We start from the raw sequence: 16,558 nt of genomic DNA on the forward strand, positions 1-16,558 counted from the left end.
GGTGGCTACGACTGTTTTTCCATAGCAACATAACTACCGCTCAAGCGCATAGCGACCTTGTCTTTCTGTTTAATTTCGATCACTAAATCCATCCTGGCACGGCCCTTAGCCTGCATTTTTTGATCAAAAACAGCTAATACTTCGACATTAGGTAGTTGGCATTCTGCAGTAAAATCAGAGGTTACCGGCAGGAAATACTCCAGCTTACTCTCACGGATAACCACATCATCGTTTCTGCCCTGAGCGCGAAGATACAAATTCACAGCACTCCAACCACAGAGTGTAGATAAAGTTGCAAGAGATCCGCCAAAGCCTGTGCCTTTATCGTTTACATTAGGTGCAAGCGCAGCAGACATTCGCAAGCACTTGCCATCCCAATCTAAAGGCTTGACCCCCATATGATTCACCAATGGGATTTGTGATTTAAGCCAAGTAAGAAACTCAATAGTGCCGTCTGCTTCGCTCAAAGGGTGTCACCTATACGCCGGTCCATTCAACGACATACTCCTGCTGATCATGCAGAGGAGCCTTACGTAGTTTCTTTGGCGTTCCTAGGTAGATATAACCAATAATGGTTTCCTGCTCAGTTAAACCTAGGCCTTCTCTTACAATAGAGTTGTAAGCCATATCACCTGTTCGCCACATCGCCCCTAACCCCTGAGCATAAGCTGCCAAGATCATATTCTGAGCGGCGCAGCCTGCTGAAACTTCCTGTTCTAAAACAGGAATCTTAGGGCTATCTTTGACTGCGGCAATAACAACCAACATGCACGGCGCTCGAAGAGGCATCGCGCTAATTTTATCTTGTTTTGCATCAGGCAGATCAGCATCGTTGGCTAAAGCGCCGCGCAAAAATAGCTCGCCTAGCTTAACTCTCGCTTCGCCTTGAACAGACAAAAAGCGCCATGGACGTAAGGCCCCATGATCTGGCGCACGTAAAGCAGCTTGGTAAATATTCTTTAACTGTTCTTCCGTTGGACCTGGCTCATTCAAAACAGGACACGAAACACGATTATGTAATAATTCTAAAGCTTCCATTTTACCCTCTACTGGCGGCTCAAACGCAGATTATCAATATCTTCAGATTCACTACTTCTGAATGGATTAATATCTAAACCACCACGACGAACATAACGTGCATAAACATTTAAGCTCTGCGGCTTACAACGCTCCCAAATGTGCATAAAAATATTTTCTACACACTGCTCGTGAAAATCGCCATGCTCACGGTAAGAGATGATGTATTTCAGTAAACCTTCTCTATCGATCTCTTTACCACAGTAACTAATACCGAGCGTCGCCCAATCGGGCTGCCCGGTAACAGGGCAATTTGATTTGAGAAGATGGCTATAAAGCACCTCTTCAACATCATCTTCGCCCGTTGTTAATAACTCTGGCGCGGGTGTGTATTGGGTAATCTCAACATCCTGATTATCGATACAGAAGCCTGTGAATTGCCCAAATTCTGGTGCTTGATCTGGATGGTAAATACGAACTTCCACGCGCCCACCAGCCGCTGCCGATAGATCTTCGATTAAGCGCTCTTTCACTTCGCTTTCAGAGGAAAATTTACTGAGATTGAATGAGTTTAAATACAGCTTAAACGACTTAGACTCGATAATATTTTCGGAATCAGCGAAGACCTTAAACTCAGCTAAACGCACCTCGGGCTTACCTCGCTGATTCAACCAAGACATCTCATAGGCATTCCAAATATCAACACCTACAAATGGCAGCTCTTTACGCTCTACGCCTTGTTCTTCCCAATTTACATCCCGTGCAATTGGATACAACAAACTTGGATCATAGCTGTTAACGTACTCGGTACCTTGCCCTAATGGCGAGCTGGCAATTACATCATGTTCTTTCATTTAACTACGGATACCTTTACCGTTTTGTAGCAGATATAGGGCATATGAAAATAGACCGGCGATAAACAGAATAATCATGCCGAAAGCAAACCCTACATTTATATCACTTACACCTAGAATACCGTATCTAAAGGTATTCACCATATAGAGAATCGGATTTAACTGAGAAACCCCCTGCCAAAACTCTGGCAGTAACTGTATCGAATAAAACACCCCACCCAAATAGGTTAAAGGCGTTAACACGAAGGTCGGAATGATGCTGATATCATCAAACGAGTTCGCAAAGACAGCATTAATAAAACCGCCTAAAGCAAACAACACTGAAGTTAGGAAGACAATCGCAATAGTCACTAGAAGATTCTGAACCTGCAGATCGGTAAAGAATAGAGACAAGATTGTTACGATTAAACCAACGCCCAACCCACGCGCCACGCCACCTAGAACAAAGCCACTTAAGATCACCCAGTTAGGCACAGGCGAAACTAAGAGCTCCTCAATGTTTTTCTGGAACTTAGTACTGTAAAACGAGGAAACTACGTTGCTATAGGAGTTAGTGATTACTGACATCATAATCAGGCCTGGCACTATATATTCCATATAATCAAAGCCACCCATCTCACCGATCCGGCTGCCAATCAGATTACCGAAGATAATGAAATACAGTGTCATAGTGATTGCTGGCGGCAGAAGCGTCTGAGCCCAGATCCGCATAAAACGCTTTATTTCGCGTCGAACAATGGTCCAGAAAGCTACCAATAAATCTTGGGTATTCATGCCTAATCCTAATCCAAACTTTTATCTACTAACGCAACAAACAACTCTTCCAGTCGATTGGATTTGTTACGCATACTACAGACATTCACGCCCAGCTTCTCTAGCTCGACAAATAACGTATTCAAGCTCTGATGTTTTTCAACATCCACTTCTAACAGATGATCGCCTTGCAACCTGATCGGATAACCCGAGACCACTGGTGCTGTTTCTAAATTCGAATCGAGATCAAGCAAGAAGGTTTCAGTATTCAACTGCTGTAATAGAGCCCGCATACTGGTGTTTTTAACAATATTGCCTTGGTCGATAATCGCAATATTGCGGCACAGGCTTTCCGCTTCTTCTAAGTAGTGTGTCGTCAGAATGATCGTGGTTCCCGCAGCATTGATCTCTTGCAAAAACTCCCACATGGAACGTCTTAATTCGATGTCTACACCTGCTGTAGGCTCATCTAGAATCAAAAGCTTTGGATCGTGCATTAAAGCACGTGCAATCATCAAACGACGCTTCATACCACCCGATAGCATACGAGCAGCACCGTTACGCTTATCCCATAAACCTAACTGCTTGAGATAATAATCTGCTCGCTCTCCAGCCGCTTTACGGTTAATACCGTAATAACCCGCCTGAGTAATTAAAATATCCCGCACGTTTTCAAACATGTTGAAATTAAATTCTTGCGGCACAACACCCAAGTACTTTTTGGCTTGCGATAAATCCTTATCTAAATCCACCCCGAAGATCGAAACGCTCCCCGAGGTTTTATTAACTAGGGAGGAGACAATACCCAAAGTAGTCGATTTACCAGCGCCATTAGGGCCAAGTAAGGCGAAGAAATCCCCTTGTTGAACATCAAAGGAGATATCCTTTAATGCCTCAAAGCCATTTCCATAGACTTTACGCAGGTTTTTTATAGAGAGCGCTAACGTCATTTATCTTTCCAAAAATATAAGCAGGTAATTATCCAAATCGACTTAAAATCTCAGTCAATTGGATCTCTCTTCATAAGATTTCAGCAAACTGTGCAAATACAGGATTAAGTCAGGTGTAAAGCTGGCTGCAATGAGCCGGAACTTATAAAATAACCCTGTCCATTATCTGGAGAGCAAAATGACATCTTACCAAATTCATCACCTGAATTTCTTAAAAATTGCTTACAATAACTTTATTAATCGAGACCCATTTAAATCAGAAACACCGACCCAAGATAATTTGGATTTTATCGAAGAATTTCAGCAACTGATCGAGAATTTCGAAGCACAAGAAGCTGGCGTTTACGAACAAGGCGCTGATTTTATCGATAAAGCTTTCCGGCGCTATCCAGAGCTAGCACACCTTATTGCCCGCGACCTTCTTTGGTTCTTTGGCGGTAATAACCTTCACAATATGACGGATGATGAGATTCAGAAGTTCCAACAGCTTGATGAAATGCGCTTTGCAGCCGAAGACAATAATGAAGAGTTTGATTACATAAATAAACGCGCTGGTTTATTTGGTCAGAATTAATTAGGCCTAAACTGCATTCAACGTTTATTCAAACGAGATCTCTACTGCCTGATTCATCACAAAATCAGGCAGCTCTTCAGCAGGCAAAGGTCGACTAAAATAATAACCTTGAATCAGGTGGCAACCATGCTGCCGTAGGTAAGATAGCTGATCACTAGTCTCAACCCCTTCCGCTAAAGCCTCTAAACCTAAACTCTGTGCCAATACGATAATAGCTTTAACAATGGCCTCCCCTTCAGGGTTAGTGCCAATATCACGCACAAAGCTCTGATCAATCTTCAATGTATTCAATGGCAGCTTCTTCAAATAACTGAGAGATGAAAAGCCGGTACCAAAATCGTCCATCGAGAGAGAAAGCCCCATTTCACGGAACTTGTGCAGTTTAGGGATAGTTATCTCGGGTTGTCTTAGTAAGAAATTTTCGGTTACTTCTAAGTCCAGCAAGTCTGGCGAAATCCCTGTTTCTCGCATGACTCGTCTCACTGTTGAAAGCAAGCTCTCATGCATAATCTGCTGCCCAGCAATATTCACCCCGATACGAATATCCATACCTTGGTCATGCCAAGCCTTACCATTACGACACGCTTCCTCTAAAACCCACTCACCAATGGGAACGATAAGTCCCTGCTCTTCAGCCAGAGGGATAAATTTAGCTGGAGAAATCATACCCGCTTCTTCATGCTGCCAACGCAACAGGGCCTCAACCCCCATTACACTACCATCGCGGGCATCGATTTGTGGCTGATAATAAATCCTAAATTCTTCTTTCTCTAGTGCACGACGAAGGTCATTCACCAGAGAGAATCGTTCATAGCGTTGACTGCCCTGCTCGTCATGGTAAAAACGCAATTGGTTTTTGCCGCTTTCTTTAGCATCAAACATTGCTACATCAGCATGCTGTATCAGGCTAATTACATCCCGGCCATGCTCAGGGAAAAGCGAGATACCAATACTGACCGTACTAAAAATTTCATAACCATCGATAAAGAAAGACTGCCTAAATGCTCGAAGAATGTGCTGAGCGACCAGTTCGACTTCACGAACAGAGTTACGGCCTTCAAGTAGAATAGTAAATTCATCACCACCGAGACGCGCCAAAACACCATCGTTGGCGATAACCGTTTGGATACGCTCAGCTGTCTGCTGTAGCAGCTCATCCCCTACAGGATGCCCCAACGAATCATTCACATCTTTAAAAGAATCTAAGTCACAGAACAGCACAGCAACGATACTGTCATCGGCTTCACAATGACGAATAGCATTTTCTACTTTTTCGTTAAAGAACAGACGATTAGGGAGGGCTGTCAATGGATCATGATTTGCCATCCATATAAGGCGTTTTTCAGCATGCTGGCGTTCGGTGAAATCCAACCCTATAGAGAGTATCTGCGCATCAGCACCCGGAATATTTAAAACAGAATGCAACCAAGAGATTTGTAACATCTGTCCCGTACTCGATCTGATTGAAGATTCAATCTGAACTTTTGACTCTTTACGGGTAATCAGACTATCCAACAACAACTGATGCCCATCGTGTTGTTTAGGGTCATGATTTAGATCTAGGAAATGCATCAGCCTCGCTTCAGATGCGGAAAGCCCAAGCACCTCTTGCCCAAATCGATTTAGCGTGACGATATTACCACTATTATCCAACGTCAGAATGATCGTTTCAGCTGTATCAAGCAGACTAGTAACAAAATCCCTTTCGGCTTCCAACTGCACTGAGCGCTCGGTTAAATTTTGAGCCCTTTCAAGTAAAGATGTTTCGAGTCGTTCTAACTGATTGGCTAATTCCAGCGTACTATCCTTTAAAAGATCCAGTTCATCTTCATAGATAGCTTTACGTTGAATAGCACCAAGGCGCTGCCTCATTTCAGCAAATGCACTGCCCGCCAACAAGGGTAAAAGCACCGATATCTCAGTGATCATATTCAGCGGTGAACGAATCATAGCCAACTGGAACAAAGCCGCCAGAAACAGACCTATGCCAGATACCACTAGCTGCTGAAACAGTTCAGCTTGAGCCTCTCGGTAATTTTGGGTGTGATCATCAATCAAAATCCAATAGGCAGCTCCAGGCTCAGCGCCCAAAGGAGGCTGAAGAATAATCTGATACTTTTTCTCACCATTCTCAACTTCAAACACACCACCTTTAGGCGGAATACTCTTTTCGCTGACTAGCTTATTGAGCAACGTTACATTTTCAGACTTTTCGGTAAGGTATTTAAGGTCCAACTTCCATAAACGAGCCGCTTTTACTTGGTTTTTCGGCTGCACAGCCAAACCAATATCTCGGCCACTTTGCTTTTTAAAATCAAGGATGACATCGCGCATTTCGCGTCCGACTACCATTACGCCAACATTGTCATTTTCGAGACGCACAGGCATAGCGACGTAGCGCAAACATTCTTTGACGCAATAAAAGTAGTTACGTGGAGTTTCAGTAGATAAAACTTGAGATATCAGAGAGAAAGGCAGTTTAACCATGATTCCCTGTTTATGGAGCGCCTGACCATATTGGTCAAATAGATAAACCGCATCCATCGCCCCATTCATTAATAATCCTGGGAAATAACGTTCAATAGATTCAATATAAGCGCCAGCTGAAGCACCACTGGAATCGACAACTATCGGGATCATCTGCCCCATTTCGAGCAGACGATCATAGGAAGAAGCGACCAAGCCCTCTAATACAAAAAGATCGCGCTCTGAAGCTTCAAACTGTTCTTGAGTGGTTTTTTTGGTCAGTTGCACATAGGAGTAATAGCTATACGCTAAGTGCAAGACAGCCAGCACCAGTACAAGGTTAAGAAAAACCTTCCAGCGTAGACTTAAAAAAGACCTTTCAGTTGAGCTCTCAATCGACATAGAGATTAAAACCTATAAGTCGCCTGTAGAGTAAGCATATCCCAATCCTCAACTTTCTCCTGATCATCCGGATTTTCTTGAGCAGCTAACCAACCTGTACCTTCAACTTTATGCCACTCGGCACGTAATAACCAATTTTTGTTAGGTTTCCAGCCAACACCCAATGTCCAATCAAAGGCAAATTGGGTATGAGCAGGTTTATTAAGTAGTGCAGCGGTTTTTACTCCATCACGATCATCTTTATCTAAATAAAGCATGTCACGACGTAGGAATAGTGTCACATCCGAGGTTAAACGGTGATCAAGCTGTAGATAAAAGGACTCAGTCGTATTTTCTGGAATTAACGCATAAGCACCGCCTAAGCTTCCCCAAGTAATATCTTGTTGAAAATACTCACCGGTCAAGCTCCATTTATGCCAGTTGTACTGCATAGATAACGCAGTCACATCGATCTCAACGCGACCATCCCCTGGAGCTCCTGAGAGCAGATCAGGCATGTCTGGGCCATCAAAATCTAATTTAAAACCACCAAGGGTCGCTGCAACAACAAAACTATAATCACTTAAGCTATATTCAGTGCGCCACAAATGTCCGGTACTGTCACTAAAAGAACCATCCCAGTCATTGTTCAGGTAAGCGTATTCAACGTTTAAATCTTTGCGAGGCTCACCCATAACTAGCTCAGATTCTAAAGTGCCGTGATCAAACAAGTAGCGACCGTAAAATCTAAAACCATCAGAAGATAATTCTAAGTTTCTTGCTTTATCAAAATACAAAGATTGCGGTAAAACTGCGGATGGGCGTGTAAAAGCAACATCTCGGGTTTTATTGTAAAAGCCAAACGGATTTTTAATTCGACCGACGCCGATACCAAAAGATCCTCGCTCACCTTCGTATATTCGGTAATCAAGCAAGCCATAATCGACAGTTAGATCACCATCATCTACGTCACCCGCTCTACGTGACATTAACTGCCCTGTTAGTAATAAGCGATTGCTTAAACGCCAAGAGGCATTACCAGCTATTTCACGAAAATCCCAGCTTCCTGATTCACTATCCCCATAAAAACTATTGTCACTAGTATGGGTATACCCTTGGGTGATAAACCCATTGAATTCTATATCAGGTGCTCCATGCACTGATAAAGAAACGGAGGCCACTATAAGCAACAGCAACCTATTTAATTGTAATGACTTTAACATTCAGCCCTCCTTGGATCGATGTCATCACATAGCCTATTGCCCCTTTAGTCTGGGACACACGTTGAAGCATTTCAGCTTCGGAATTAACCGTAATCGGTGACTGTCCGGCACCAGAGAAAACTGATCGATCCCAAATGTTCGAAAGCTGATAAGGGAATATACCCAAAGACTGCTTAACAAAAAGCTGATGTTTGTCTTGGTAAGGCGGAAGAATAAATACACGCACAGGCATACCATCAGGCCAAGTTCGTGTACGCATTGAGAAGATAGAGAGCAAATATTGCTTAGACAGACTTTCCAGAGACACCTCTGAATTGACTATCACCTCAGACAAAGCCGTCTTAGGCAGCAACAACAGCAGTAATAAAACCAGAGTTCTGATCATACAATGAAGCCAACCACATCCTATGTGAAACAGCCTAAGCATTATACCCAAGCGGTATAAGTACCTTGTTTGGCCGAATATTCGCTTAGTTTAGACTAAACACACACTCACTGCCCAGTAACTGAGGAAAAAATAAGCATAAAGGAGGAATGGCGTCCCATAGGGGGTTCGAACCCCTGTTACCGCCGTGAAAGGGCGGTGTCCTAGACCACTAGACGAATGGGACGCAACAAATTGTAAACTCCGAAGAGTTGGAGCGGGAAACGAGGTTCGAACTCGCGACCCCAACCTTGGCAAGGTTGTGCTCTACCACTGAGCTATTCCCGCATAATCTCTCTGATTGAAAATCAGCAAGAGAAATGGCGTCCCATAGGGGGTTCGAACCCCTGTTACCGCCGTGAAAGGGCGGTGTCCTAGACCACTAGACGAATGGGACGCAACAAATTGTAAACTCCGAAGAGTTGGAGCGGGAAACGAGGTTCGAACTCGCGACCCCAACCTTGGCAAGGTTGTGCTCTACCACTGAGCTATTCCCGCTTATTCTTTTTGATTAAAAACCAGAAAGAAAATGGCGTCCCATAGGGGGTTCGAACCCCTGTTACCGCCGTGAAAGGGCGGTGTCCTAGACCACTAGACGAATGGGACGCTGCTATTCCTCAAAGGGTGTTCCCTTGTGAGGAGGCGCGTATATTAAAGAACTGATTCTGGTGGGTCAACCCTAATTTTAAGAAAAAATTGCAGTTTTTTTATTATTGAATTTTTTTTCAAAGTAACGCTCAAAAATTGCACAAAAACCGCCCTAACCTATTGGTTAGAAAGGCGTTATTAATAACGCCACCAAATTAGAAAAACCAAATATGAATCTAATTGCCCAATCAGCACTCTATTCATTGAAACAAATGAGAAGGACAAACGTACAGAAAGCCTATACGACCAAATGGAAAACTTAAAAGAGGTAACAGACAATCAAGAGAGGGGGAATTTCAGACATAAAAAAACCAGCAATAAGCTGGCTGCATTTTGGAGCGGGAAACGAGGTTCGAACTCGCGACCCCAACCTTGGCAAGGTTGTGCTCTACCACTGAGCTATTCCCGCATATTCTTTTCGATTAACAATCAAAAAAGAAAATGGCGTCCCATAGGGGGTTCGAACCCCTGTTACCGCCGTGAAAGGGCGGTGTCCTAGACCACTAGACGAATGGGACGCTGTAGTTCCAGATAAGCTCTGAAAGCGGGGCATATAGTATATATAGCCCTTCCCGATTACAAGCACTTTTTTGATTTTTTTATCTATAAAATCAGACACATTTTTTGATAGTGTAAACTTACTTATATAGATAGAGCGTTATACAATTCTCTAACTATTAACACTTTTAAGAAATCGCTTTTTCACTGGCAGTCAGGACCTACATTTATGAGCCCGACCTATATTGGACTTTTAATTCTTCTCGGTGTCGCCGTTATGGCAGGAATTGGATTTGCTGTTCAAGACATTGAAAATAAGAAGAGAGAGCGGAATCTAAGACTTATTACTCTGAAAACAGCTATTCGCCGAGCTTCTCACCTTTTCGAAGCCTTCCCCCCGATTCTTCTGACCAGCGAAATACGTTCCTTACTGGTTAAATACTTAGAAGTTCGTTGGAGTGCAGTGGTCGAACTGGATGGTTCAGAGTCCAACCGACAACAACAAGCCGCTTTTCAAGCAATGGTAGGTACAGCACAAGATCCAGTCAGCCACCCTTCTGGATCCATGACCCTTTTCACGAACACTAATGAAGGTGCTAGAGCTTTAGGGGTTATTAAAGAGTTTGCTCAGTTTGTCAGCGAAATTAAAAATAAAGGCGAACTCAATGGCAATATTGCCGATCAGCTTACTAAAGAAGCCAAGCGAATCTACGGGCGGATAGAAGTTGATATTGACCTCATGAGCGCAATTGAAACTGAACAGCAACGCGGCCCCGAAGTTGTCGTGCACCATTACCGTAGCTGCTTTAGTAAACTTCAAAATTTAAACCGTAATCAAGAGCTGGATCGCCAGCTCTATGAAATCCGTACTCACTTAACCCAGTTGGCCGAACAGATCGATCAATCAAACGAAGAAAAGCGTATTGCAAAAGAACAGGAAAAAGACACAGGGAAGAAATTTAATTTCTAAATCGCCTTTCTAAGGTCTACATAACAGTAGGCCTTCAGTTCATATCATGAAGCACCAATGCCTCACTGAATAACTGATCAAACATACTTATTAGATATCTATAAAATCTAAACTTTATCTGACACTTCGTTACCAATCTTGGCGTATTCACTCGCTCTGTATTAAGCTGCCCCAAAAAGCTGTTACAGAAAACTATGTATATTGATCACCAAATTGCCCAAAAAATCGTAGATCGCTCGATGAAAATCATCGGTCACAACGTCAATGTTATGAACCACCAAGCAATCATCGTTGGTTCTGGTGATCCAGATCGTATTGATCAACTTCACGAAGGCGCCCTTCAGGTTTTAAATGCTAAAGCAGAGATCGATTTTGATTCCGACCAAGCTGAATCTTTAACTGGAGTACAAGGCGGTATCAACATACCTATCACCAATGATGGACAGATTATTGGGGTTGTGGGGATTACAGGTAACCCCAACGAAGTGCGCAAATACGCCGACCTTGTTGTAATGACAGCTGAACTTGTTTTAGAACAAGCGATGCTCGCTGCACAGGTACGCTGGGACCGACGTCTTCAAGAAAGCGTGATCGTGCGCTTGATTGAGGGAGGCTGGCAGAACGATACATTGTTCAACGATCGTGTTGAACGGATGAAAATAGATCTAAACATCCCTCGTGTCGCAATGATCGTAGATCTTAGATCTGCTGCAACACAAAAAGATATCTCCCTCACCACCATGCAAGGGATTTTACGTCTACTAGAAAAACGTGATCCAGACACGTTACTCGCTATATCAAGTCCAACTCAAATTGTTATTTTGCAAAAAATACTCTTACGCAATGAACATTGGGATTATCAAAAAAGCCAAGAGCACCAAGAGAAATATCGTCTGCAACTCGCTAAGCAAACTGATATTAACTTCCATATCAGTCTGGGCCAGTATTTTGAAGGTATAGAAGGTCTAGCTGAATCCTATCAAAGCGCACTCAAAACCCTTGAAGTCGGCAAGCTGAGTCACCCTAAACAACAACTGTTCTCAGCCAGAGAGATGTTGTTGGACTTGGTTCTGAAAGACTCATTAGAAAGCTGGAGCGGTCCTCAATTATTAGCGGACTATGAAAAACTAGTGAAGAAAGACAGTAATGGCAGTTTACAAAAAACCCTGCAAGTCTATTTCGCTAATAACACAGACTTTTCACTCACGGCTGAAAGCCTGCATGTTCACCGCAACACTCTGCGCTATCGTCTTGAGAAAATTAATGAAATCTTAGATATCGATCTTAAAAACCTTCAGGATCTCTTTCGTTTATACATAGCCACCCGATTAAGCGAATGGGACAACAAGCCGGAATAACTAATATCACCTCTAATTGTGCAATCTGACAAAAACAAAACCACTAAGCCTTTTTAATTTGTTTTTTTGTACGAAGCCGCCGTGCCCACAACTTCGGATAATAATCCTTAAATCATTATTGGTTGTAGCTCATTGCTGTCACCCTGCATTGCTTAAGGATTATTATGAAAATAGTTATTGCTCCCGACTCTTTTAAAGAGAGCCTTTCTGCACAGCAAGTAGCTCAAGCTATCCAACAGGGCTTTAGCGATGTTCTCCCAGAGGCTGAATACATCCAGCTCCCAGTTGCTGATGGCGGTGAAGGCACAACATCCGCACTTATCACTTCTACCCAAGGCACTTTTTACCAAACCCAAGTACAAGATCCACTTGGCCAAACGGTCTTAGCCACTTGGGGCGTACTGGGCGATGGCGAAACAGCAGTGATCGAAACAGCTGCCGCTTCAGGTTTAGACCTGATTCCAAAGGATCAACGTAATCCTATGATTACCTCAAGTTACGGCACAGGGGAACTCATTCGAGCAGCATTAGATCAAGGCGCGACTCAAATCATTTTTGGTTTAGGTGGGAGTGCAACCAATGATGGCGGCGCTGGCTTATTACGCGCTTTAGGTGCAAAACTGCTGGATTCAGCAGGCCACCCTCTTGCCCCAGGCGGTGGTTCACTTCATAAACTTGCTGACCTAGACATCAGCCAACTGGATCAGCGTCTTCAACACGTAACCTTCAAGGTTGCCTGTGATGTGGATAACCCTCTCCTAGGCGCTGACGGGGCATCTAGCATCTTTGGCCCACAAAAAGGGGCCAGCCAAACTCAGGTATTACGACTTGATCAAAACCTAGAACATTTCGCACAGTTTCTAACCCGAGCAAGCGGAGTCGATGTACGAGATATTCCAGGGACCGGTGCAGCGGGTGGCATTGGAGCTGCCCTTTGCGCTTTATTTAAGACCGAGCTAAAAAGCGGGATTGAGATCGTTTTAAATGCCGTGGAAATCGATCTACACCTTAAAACAGCAGATCTGGTGATTACCGGTGAAGGCAGCATTGATAGTCAGAGCTTACGCGGCAAAACACCTGTAGGTGTAGCGAAACGCGCAAAAGAATTCAACTGCCCAGTTATCGCTTTAGCCGGTTCCGTTTCACCAGAACAAGCGCCTCTTGAAGCATGCGGTATCGATGCCATTTTTAGTATTGTGCCGGGTATCGTCTCGTTACAAAAAGCCTTAGACGAAGCAGAAAAAAATATCCAAATTTGTGCAAGAAACCTCGCAACACTCTGGGCGTTAGGCCTAAGAAGAACCTAACAAGTTCACATCCTCAGGGGCGATTGCTCCTGACCTCTTACAGCTTAGTTCTGTGCTCAGCCGATCTATATAAGATCGGTTTTTTTTTGCCTATCGAAACTAACCCCAAAAACCTTTTGTACATATGCACAAAAAAAGCCCCTAAATAGTGCACCAATTTTGTATTCCTGCCGAGGCGAGAGGTTTACCGAGCTTACATAATGTGTTCATACCTTTAAGGCTACTGGAACACAGATCATGAGAAGAACAAAAATCGTTGCCACTCTTGGCCCAGCCTCTGATTCCCCAGCGGTAATCAGCCAGCTGATTCAATCAGGTGTCGATGTTGTCCGCCTGAATTTTTCCCACGGTACTGTGGCCGACCATAAAGCCCGAGCACAACGTGTACGGGAAGCAGCCGCAGCAGCCGATCGCTACGTTGCTATTCTTGGCGACCTGCAGGGCCCCAAAATCCGAATTTCCCGCTTTGCTGATGGCAAAACCTTACTCAAAGCAGGTCAAGCTTTTACCCTTAATGCAGAACTGGATACATATGCTGGGAACCAACATCAAGTTGGGCTTGATTACAAAGGCTTAGTGGATGACTGCCAATCCGGAGACATTCTACTCCTAGATGATGGTCGCCTAACTATGCGCGTTGAACGTATCAGCGCCCCTGAAATCCATTGCACAGTTTTACTAGGTGGTTACTTATCCAATAACAAAGGCATTAATCGCCAAGGCGGCGGATTATCAGCTGCCGCGCTAACAGATAAAGATAAAGCAGATATTTTATCTGCCGCAGAGATCGGTGTGGATTACCTAGCCGTATCTTTCCCTCGCGATGCCGCCGATATGCATGAAGCACGCGCCCTACTCGCTCCAACAGGTAGCAATGCAGGTTTAATCGCCAAGATAGAACGAGCGGAAACTGTCAACAACAAAGACGTACTTGATCAAATTATCGAAGCCTCTGATGGCGTTATGGTCGCGCGCGGAGATTTAGGAGTCGAAATTGGGGATGCAGAACTCATCGGCGTGCAAAAGCAGATAATCCAACGAGCACGACAATTAAACCGTGTAGTGATAACGGCAACCCAGATGATGGAATCCATGATCACGAGTCCGATGCCAACCCGTGCCGAAGTTTTTGATGTCGCCAACGCGGTTCTGGATGGCACCGATGCGGTCATGCTATCAGCTGAAACGGCTGCTGGTGATTATCCAGTCGAAACTGTTGAAGCCATGGTACGTGTGATAGAGGGCGCGGAAACTCAACCGCAAACAAGAACCTCTGGTCACCGAATGCATCAATCATTCTCAAATATTGATGAAACCATCGGTCTGGCAGCGATGTATGCCGCCAACCACCTGTCTGGCGTAAAAGCGATTATAGCTATGACCGAGACGGGGGCTACACCATTACTGATGTCCCGAATCCGTTCAGGGTTGCCTATTTTTGCTCTAAGCCCTAATCAAGAGGCCTTGCACCGAACTGCCATCTTTCGTGGTGTCGTGCCCCTTTATTTTGAGGCCTCGTCCTTAGCGCACGAGCAGATTAACCAATCTGCCGTGAACAGCTTGATCGAAGCGGGCATCGTTGCAGACAACGATTTAGTCATGATCAGCAAAGGAGATTACCTCAATGTTCATGGCGGCACTAACACGTTGAAAATCGTCCAAGTCGGCAGCGACATCAAATAACAACAAGAAAGGTAAAGATTTCATGGATTCAGTCAAAAAAAATGAAGCTGAAGCGTGGCCTAGAGACTTCGATTTCCGCGCAGAAGTATCCGAACAACAAGAATTACTAGAAACAGAACAACACGCTGCTGACAACAGCGAAGGCCAGAATCATGAGCAAGATTAAACAGATCAGGGGCCGTGAAATCATTGATTCACGTGGCAACCCAACGGTTGAAGTCGACGTAATACTTGAATCGGGCATCACGGCATCAGCTAGTGCTCCATCAGGTGCTTCCACAGGCTCTCGCGAAGCACTAGAACTTCGCGATGGCGATCAAAGCCGCTATCTAGGCAAAGGTGTTTCTAAAGCAGTCGCCCATGTTAACACTGTTATTAATTCAGCCTTAAAAGGTAAGAGCTGCTTTGAACAGCAACAGCTGGACCAATGTTTGATTGCATTAGACGGAACAGAGAATAAAGAAAAACTGGGCGCAAATTCGATCCTCCCAGTGTCTTTAGCGATCGCAAAAGCTGCAGCAAAAGAGAAACAATCCCCACTCTATGCGTATATTGCTGAGTTGAATGGCAGCCGTGGCGAATACCTAATGCCTGTTCCAATGATGAACATATTGAATGGCGGTGAGCACGCTGACAATAACGTCGACATTCAAGAGTTCATGATTCAACCTCTTTGCGCTTCGTCATTTACTGAAGCTTTACGCAGTGGTTGCGAGATATTCCACAGCCTCAAAACAGTACTCAAGCAACAAAGCTTAAATACAGCTGTGGGTGATGAAGGTGGTTTCGCGCCTGATCTAAAGAACAACGAACAAGCCCTCACGATAATCCAACAAGCGGTTGAGCTTGCCGGTTATCAGCTCGGTGATGACATCAGCTTAGCGTTAGATTGCGCAGCTTCAGAGTTTTATAAAGATTCAACTTACCACCTTCAAGGGGAAGATAAGCGATTTAACTCCTCTGAATTCACTAACTACCTAGCTGAACTGACTGCCAAATACCCTATTCGCTCAATTGAAGACGGGATGGATGAATCTGACTGGCAAGGCTGGTCTCACCTAACCCAAAAATTGGGTGATCGAGTTCAATTGGTAGGTGATGACCTGTTTGTGACTAACAGCAAAATTCTGCAGCAAGGCATAGAGCAGAGGATTGCTAACTCGATCCTAATCAAATTCAACCAGATTGGCACTCTATCTGAAACTCTAGAAACCATCCGTGTAGCAAAAGCAGCTGGCTATAGCATAGTGATCTCGCATCGTTCGGGTGAAACCGAAGATACCACCATTGCTGATTTAGCTGTTGGTACAGCTGCCGGCCAGATCAAAACAGGTTCCTTATGCCGCTCGGATCGCGTGGCGAAATATAACCGCCTTCTCCGAATTGAAGCTGAATTGACCGGCAAAGCTCCCTATCCCGGAGCAACAATTTTTAACTAAGCATTACCTCAAG

Annotated in this window: 15 protein-coding genes and 7 tRNA genes; 7 read left to right on the forward strand and 15 right to left on the reverse strand. The window is 44.3% G+C overall.

Going from position 1 to position 16,558, the window contains the following annotated elements; all coding sequences use genetic code 11:
• Positions 1-5 precede the first annotated feature (5 nt).
• The 5 genes from ACMXYV_RS12145 to ACMXYV_RS12165 are packed head-to-tail and all read right to left on the reverse strand — an operon-like array spanning position 6 to position 3,574.
• Positions 6-467 (reverse strand): YiiD C-terminal domain-containing protein, encoded by a 462-nt coding sequence (locus ACMXYV_RS12145; protein ID WP_415888748.1) that lies wholly within the window; start codon positions 465-467, stop codon positions 6-8.
• A gap of 10 nt (positions 468-477) precedes the next feature.
• Positions 478-1,038, reverse strand: coding sequence for a nitroreductase family protein (locus ACMXYV_RS12150; RefSeq protein ID WP_415888749.1), 561 nt, complete (start codon positions 1,036-1,038; stop codon positions 478-480).
• Positions 1,039-1,046: 8 nt separating this feature from the next.
• Positions 1,047-1,871, reverse strand: coding sequence for an NADPH-dependent 7-cyano-7-deazaguanine reductase QueF (queF, locus tag ACMXYV_RS12155; protein ID WP_415888750.1), 825 nt, complete (start codon positions 1,869-1,871; stop codon positions 1,047-1,049).
• The gene (locus ACMXYV_RS12160) at positions 1,872-2,645 is read right to left on the reverse strand and encodes an ABC transporter permease (protein WP_415888751.1); all 774 of its coding nucleotides are present in this window, start codon (positions 2,643-2,645) and stop codon (positions 1,872-1,874) included.
• Positions 2,646-2,653: 8 nt separating this feature from the next.
• Entirely contained in the window at positions 2,654-3,574 is a 921-nt protein-coding gene (locus tag ACMXYV_RS12165) for an ABC transporter ATP-binding protein (protein ID WP_415888752.1), read from the reverse strand.
• A 178-nt stretch (positions 3,575-3,752) separates the two neighbouring features.
• On the opposite strand from ACMXYV_RS12165, the gene ACMXYV_RS12170 reads away from it, so the two are divergent.
• Positions 3,753-4,148 carry a PA2817 family protein gene (locus tag ACMXYV_RS12170; protein WP_415888753.1) on the forward strand — a complete coding sequence of 132 codons (396 nt, stop codon included), beginning with the start codon at positions 3,753-3,755 and terminating at the stop codon, positions 4,146-4,148.
• A 24-nt stretch (positions 4,149-4,172) separates the two neighbouring features.
• Here the strand turns inward: ACMXYV_RS12170 and ACMXYV_RS12175 are convergent, their stop codons facing one another.
• The 10 genes from ACMXYV_RS12175 to ACMXYV_RS12220 form a co-directional block, all read right to left on the reverse strand.
• Entirely contained in the window at positions 4,173-7,016 is a 2,844-nt protein-coding gene (locus ACMXYV_RS12175; RefSeq protein ID WP_415888754.1) for an EAL domain-containing protein, read from the reverse strand.
• A gap of 5 nt (positions 7,017-7,021) precedes the next feature.
• Entirely contained in the window at positions 7,022-8,218 is a 1,197-nt protein-coding gene (locus ACMXYV_RS12180) for a hypothetical protein (protein WP_415888755.1), read from the reverse strand.
• The gene (locus ACMXYV_RS12185; protein WP_415888756.1) at positions 8,193-8,603 is read right to left on the reverse strand and encodes a hypothetical protein; all 411 of its coding nucleotides are present in this window, start codon (positions 8,601-8,603) and stop codon (positions 8,193-8,195) included. The genes ACMXYV_RS12180 and ACMXYV_RS12185 overlap by 26 nt, the downstream gene beginning before the upstream one ends.
• A 150-nt stretch (positions 8,604-8,753) precedes the next feature.
• Positions 8,754-8,829, reverse strand: a tRNA-Glu gene (locus ACMXYV_RS12190).
• A gap of 26 nt (positions 8,830-8,855) precedes the next feature.
• Positions 8,856-8,930, reverse strand: a tRNA-Gly gene (locus ACMXYV_RS12195).
• 33 nt (positions 8,931-8,963) lie between these two features.
• A tRNA-Glu gene (locus tag ACMXYV_RS12200) sits at positions 8,964-9,039 on the reverse strand.
• Positions 9,040-9,065: 26 nt separating this feature from the next.
• Positions 9,066-9,140: transfer RNA gene (locus tag ACMXYV_RS12205), tRNA-Gly, on the reverse strand.
• A gap of 32 nt (positions 9,141-9,172) precedes the next feature.
• A tRNA-Glu gene (locus ACMXYV_RS12210) sits at positions 9,173-9,248 on the reverse strand.
• 376 nt (positions 9,249-9,624) lie between these two features.
• Positions 9,625-9,699, reverse strand: a tRNA-Gly gene (locus ACMXYV_RS12215).
• Positions 9,700-9,732: 33 nt separating this feature from the next.
• Positions 9,733-9,808: transfer RNA gene (locus ACMXYV_RS12220), tRNA-Glu, on the reverse strand.
• A 209-nt stretch (positions 9,809-10,017) separates the two neighbouring features.
• Here ACMXYV_RS12220 and ACMXYV_RS12225 point away from each other — a divergent pair.
• From ACMXYV_RS12225 to eno, 6 genes are all read left to right on the forward strand, one after another.
• Positions 10,018-10,758, forward strand: coding sequence for a hypothetical protein (locus ACMXYV_RS12225; RefSeq protein WP_415888757.1), 741 nt, complete (start codon positions 10,018-10,020; stop codon positions 10,756-10,758).
• A gap of 194 nt (positions 10,759-10,952) precedes the next feature.
• Entirely contained in the window at positions 10,953-12,116 is a 1,164-nt protein-coding gene (locus ACMXYV_RS12230; protein WP_415888758.1) for a sugar diacid recognition domain-containing protein, read from the forward strand.
• Positions 12,117-12,280: 164 nt separating this feature from the next.
• The gene (locus ACMXYV_RS12235) at positions 12,281-13,423 is read left to right on the forward strand and encodes a glycerate kinase (protein WP_415888759.1); all 1,143 of its coding nucleotides are present in this window, start codon (positions 12,281-12,283) and stop codon (positions 13,421-13,423) included.
• A gap of 237 nt (positions 13,424-13,660) precedes the next feature.
• Positions 13,661-15,106, forward strand: coding sequence for a pyruvate kinase (gene pyk / locus ACMXYV_RS12240; RefSeq protein ID WP_415888760.1), 1,446 nt, complete (start codon positions 13,661-13,663; stop codon positions 15,104-15,106).
• Between the two features lie 22 nt (positions 15,107-15,128).
• Positions 15,129-15,272 (forward strand): hypothetical protein, encoded by a 144-nt coding sequence (locus ACMXYV_RS12245; RefSeq protein WP_415888761.1) that lies wholly within the window; start codon positions 15,129-15,131, stop codon positions 15,270-15,272.
• Positions 15,259-16,545: a phosphopyruvate hydratase gene (gene eno, locus ACMXYV_RS12250; RefSeq protein WP_415888762.1), complete on the forward strand. Its 1,287-nt coding sequence runs from the start codon at positions 15,259-15,261 to the stop codon at positions 16,543-16,545. The genes ACMXYV_RS12245 and eno overlap by 14 nt, the downstream gene beginning before the upstream one ends.
• Positions 16,546-16,558: the final 13 nt, after the last annotated feature.

Origin of the sequence: Neptuniibacter sp. SY11_33 (genome assembly GCF_047778025.1) — a bacterium.
In the GTDB taxonomy this organism is placed as follows: domain Bacteria; phylum Pseudomonadota; class Gammaproteobacteria; order Pseudomonadales; family Balneatricaceae; genus Neptuniibacter.

Coding starts and splice junctions, on each gene's coding strand:
- ACMXYV_RS12150 (WP_415888749.1), bottom strand. CDS start 1,038: ATGGAAGCTTTAGAATTATTACATAATCGTGTTTCGTGTCCTGTTTTG.
- queF (WP_415888750.1), bottom strand. CDS start 1,871: ATGAAAGAACATGATGTAATTGCCAGCTCGCCATTAGGGCAAGGTACC.
- ACMXYV_RS12160 (WP_415888751.1), bottom strand. CDS start 2,645: ATGAATACCCAAGATTTATTGGTAGCTTTCTGGACCATTGTTCGACGC.
- ACMXYV_RS12165 (WP_415888752.1), bottom strand. CDS start 3,574: ATGACGTTAGCGCTCTCTATAAAAAACCTGCGTAAAGTCTATGGAAAT.
- ACMXYV_RS12170 (WP_415888753.1), top strand. CDS start 3,753: ATGACATCTTACCAAATTCATCACCTGAATTTCTTAAAAATTGCTTAC.
- ACMXYV_RS12175 (WP_415888754.1), bottom strand. CDS start 7,016: ATGTCGATTGAGAGCTCAACTGAAAGGTCTTTTTTAAGTCTACGCTGG.
- ACMXYV_RS12180 (WP_415888755.1), bottom strand. CDS start 8,218: ATGTTAAAGTCATTACAATTAAATAGGTTGCTGTTGCTTATAGTGGCC.
- ACMXYV_RS12185 (WP_415888756.1), bottom strand. CDS start 8,603: ATGATCAGAACTCTGGTTTTATTACTGCTGTTGTTGCTGCCTAAGACG.
- ACMXYV_RS12225 (WP_415888757.1), top strand. CDS start 10,018: ATGAGCCCGACCTATATTGGACTTTTAATTCTTCTCGGTGTCGCCGTT.
- ACMXYV_RS12230 (WP_415888758.1), top strand. CDS start 10,953: ATGTATATTGATCACCAAATTGCCCAAAAAATCGTAGATCGCTCGATG.
- ACMXYV_RS12235 (WP_415888759.1), top strand. CDS start 12,281: ATGAAAATAGTTATTGCTCCCGACTCTTTTAAAGAGAGCCTTTCTGCA.
- pyk (WP_415888760.1), top strand. CDS start 13,661: ATGAGAAGAACAAAAATCGTTGCCACTCTTGGCCCAGCCTCTGATTCC.
- ACMXYV_RS12245 (WP_415888761.1), top strand. CDS start 15,129: ATGGATTCAGTCAAAAAAAATGAAGCTGAAGCGTGGCCTAGAGACTTC.
- eno (WP_415888762.1), top strand. CDS start 15,259: ATGAGCAAGATTAAACAGATCAGGGGCCGTGAAATCATTGATTCACGT.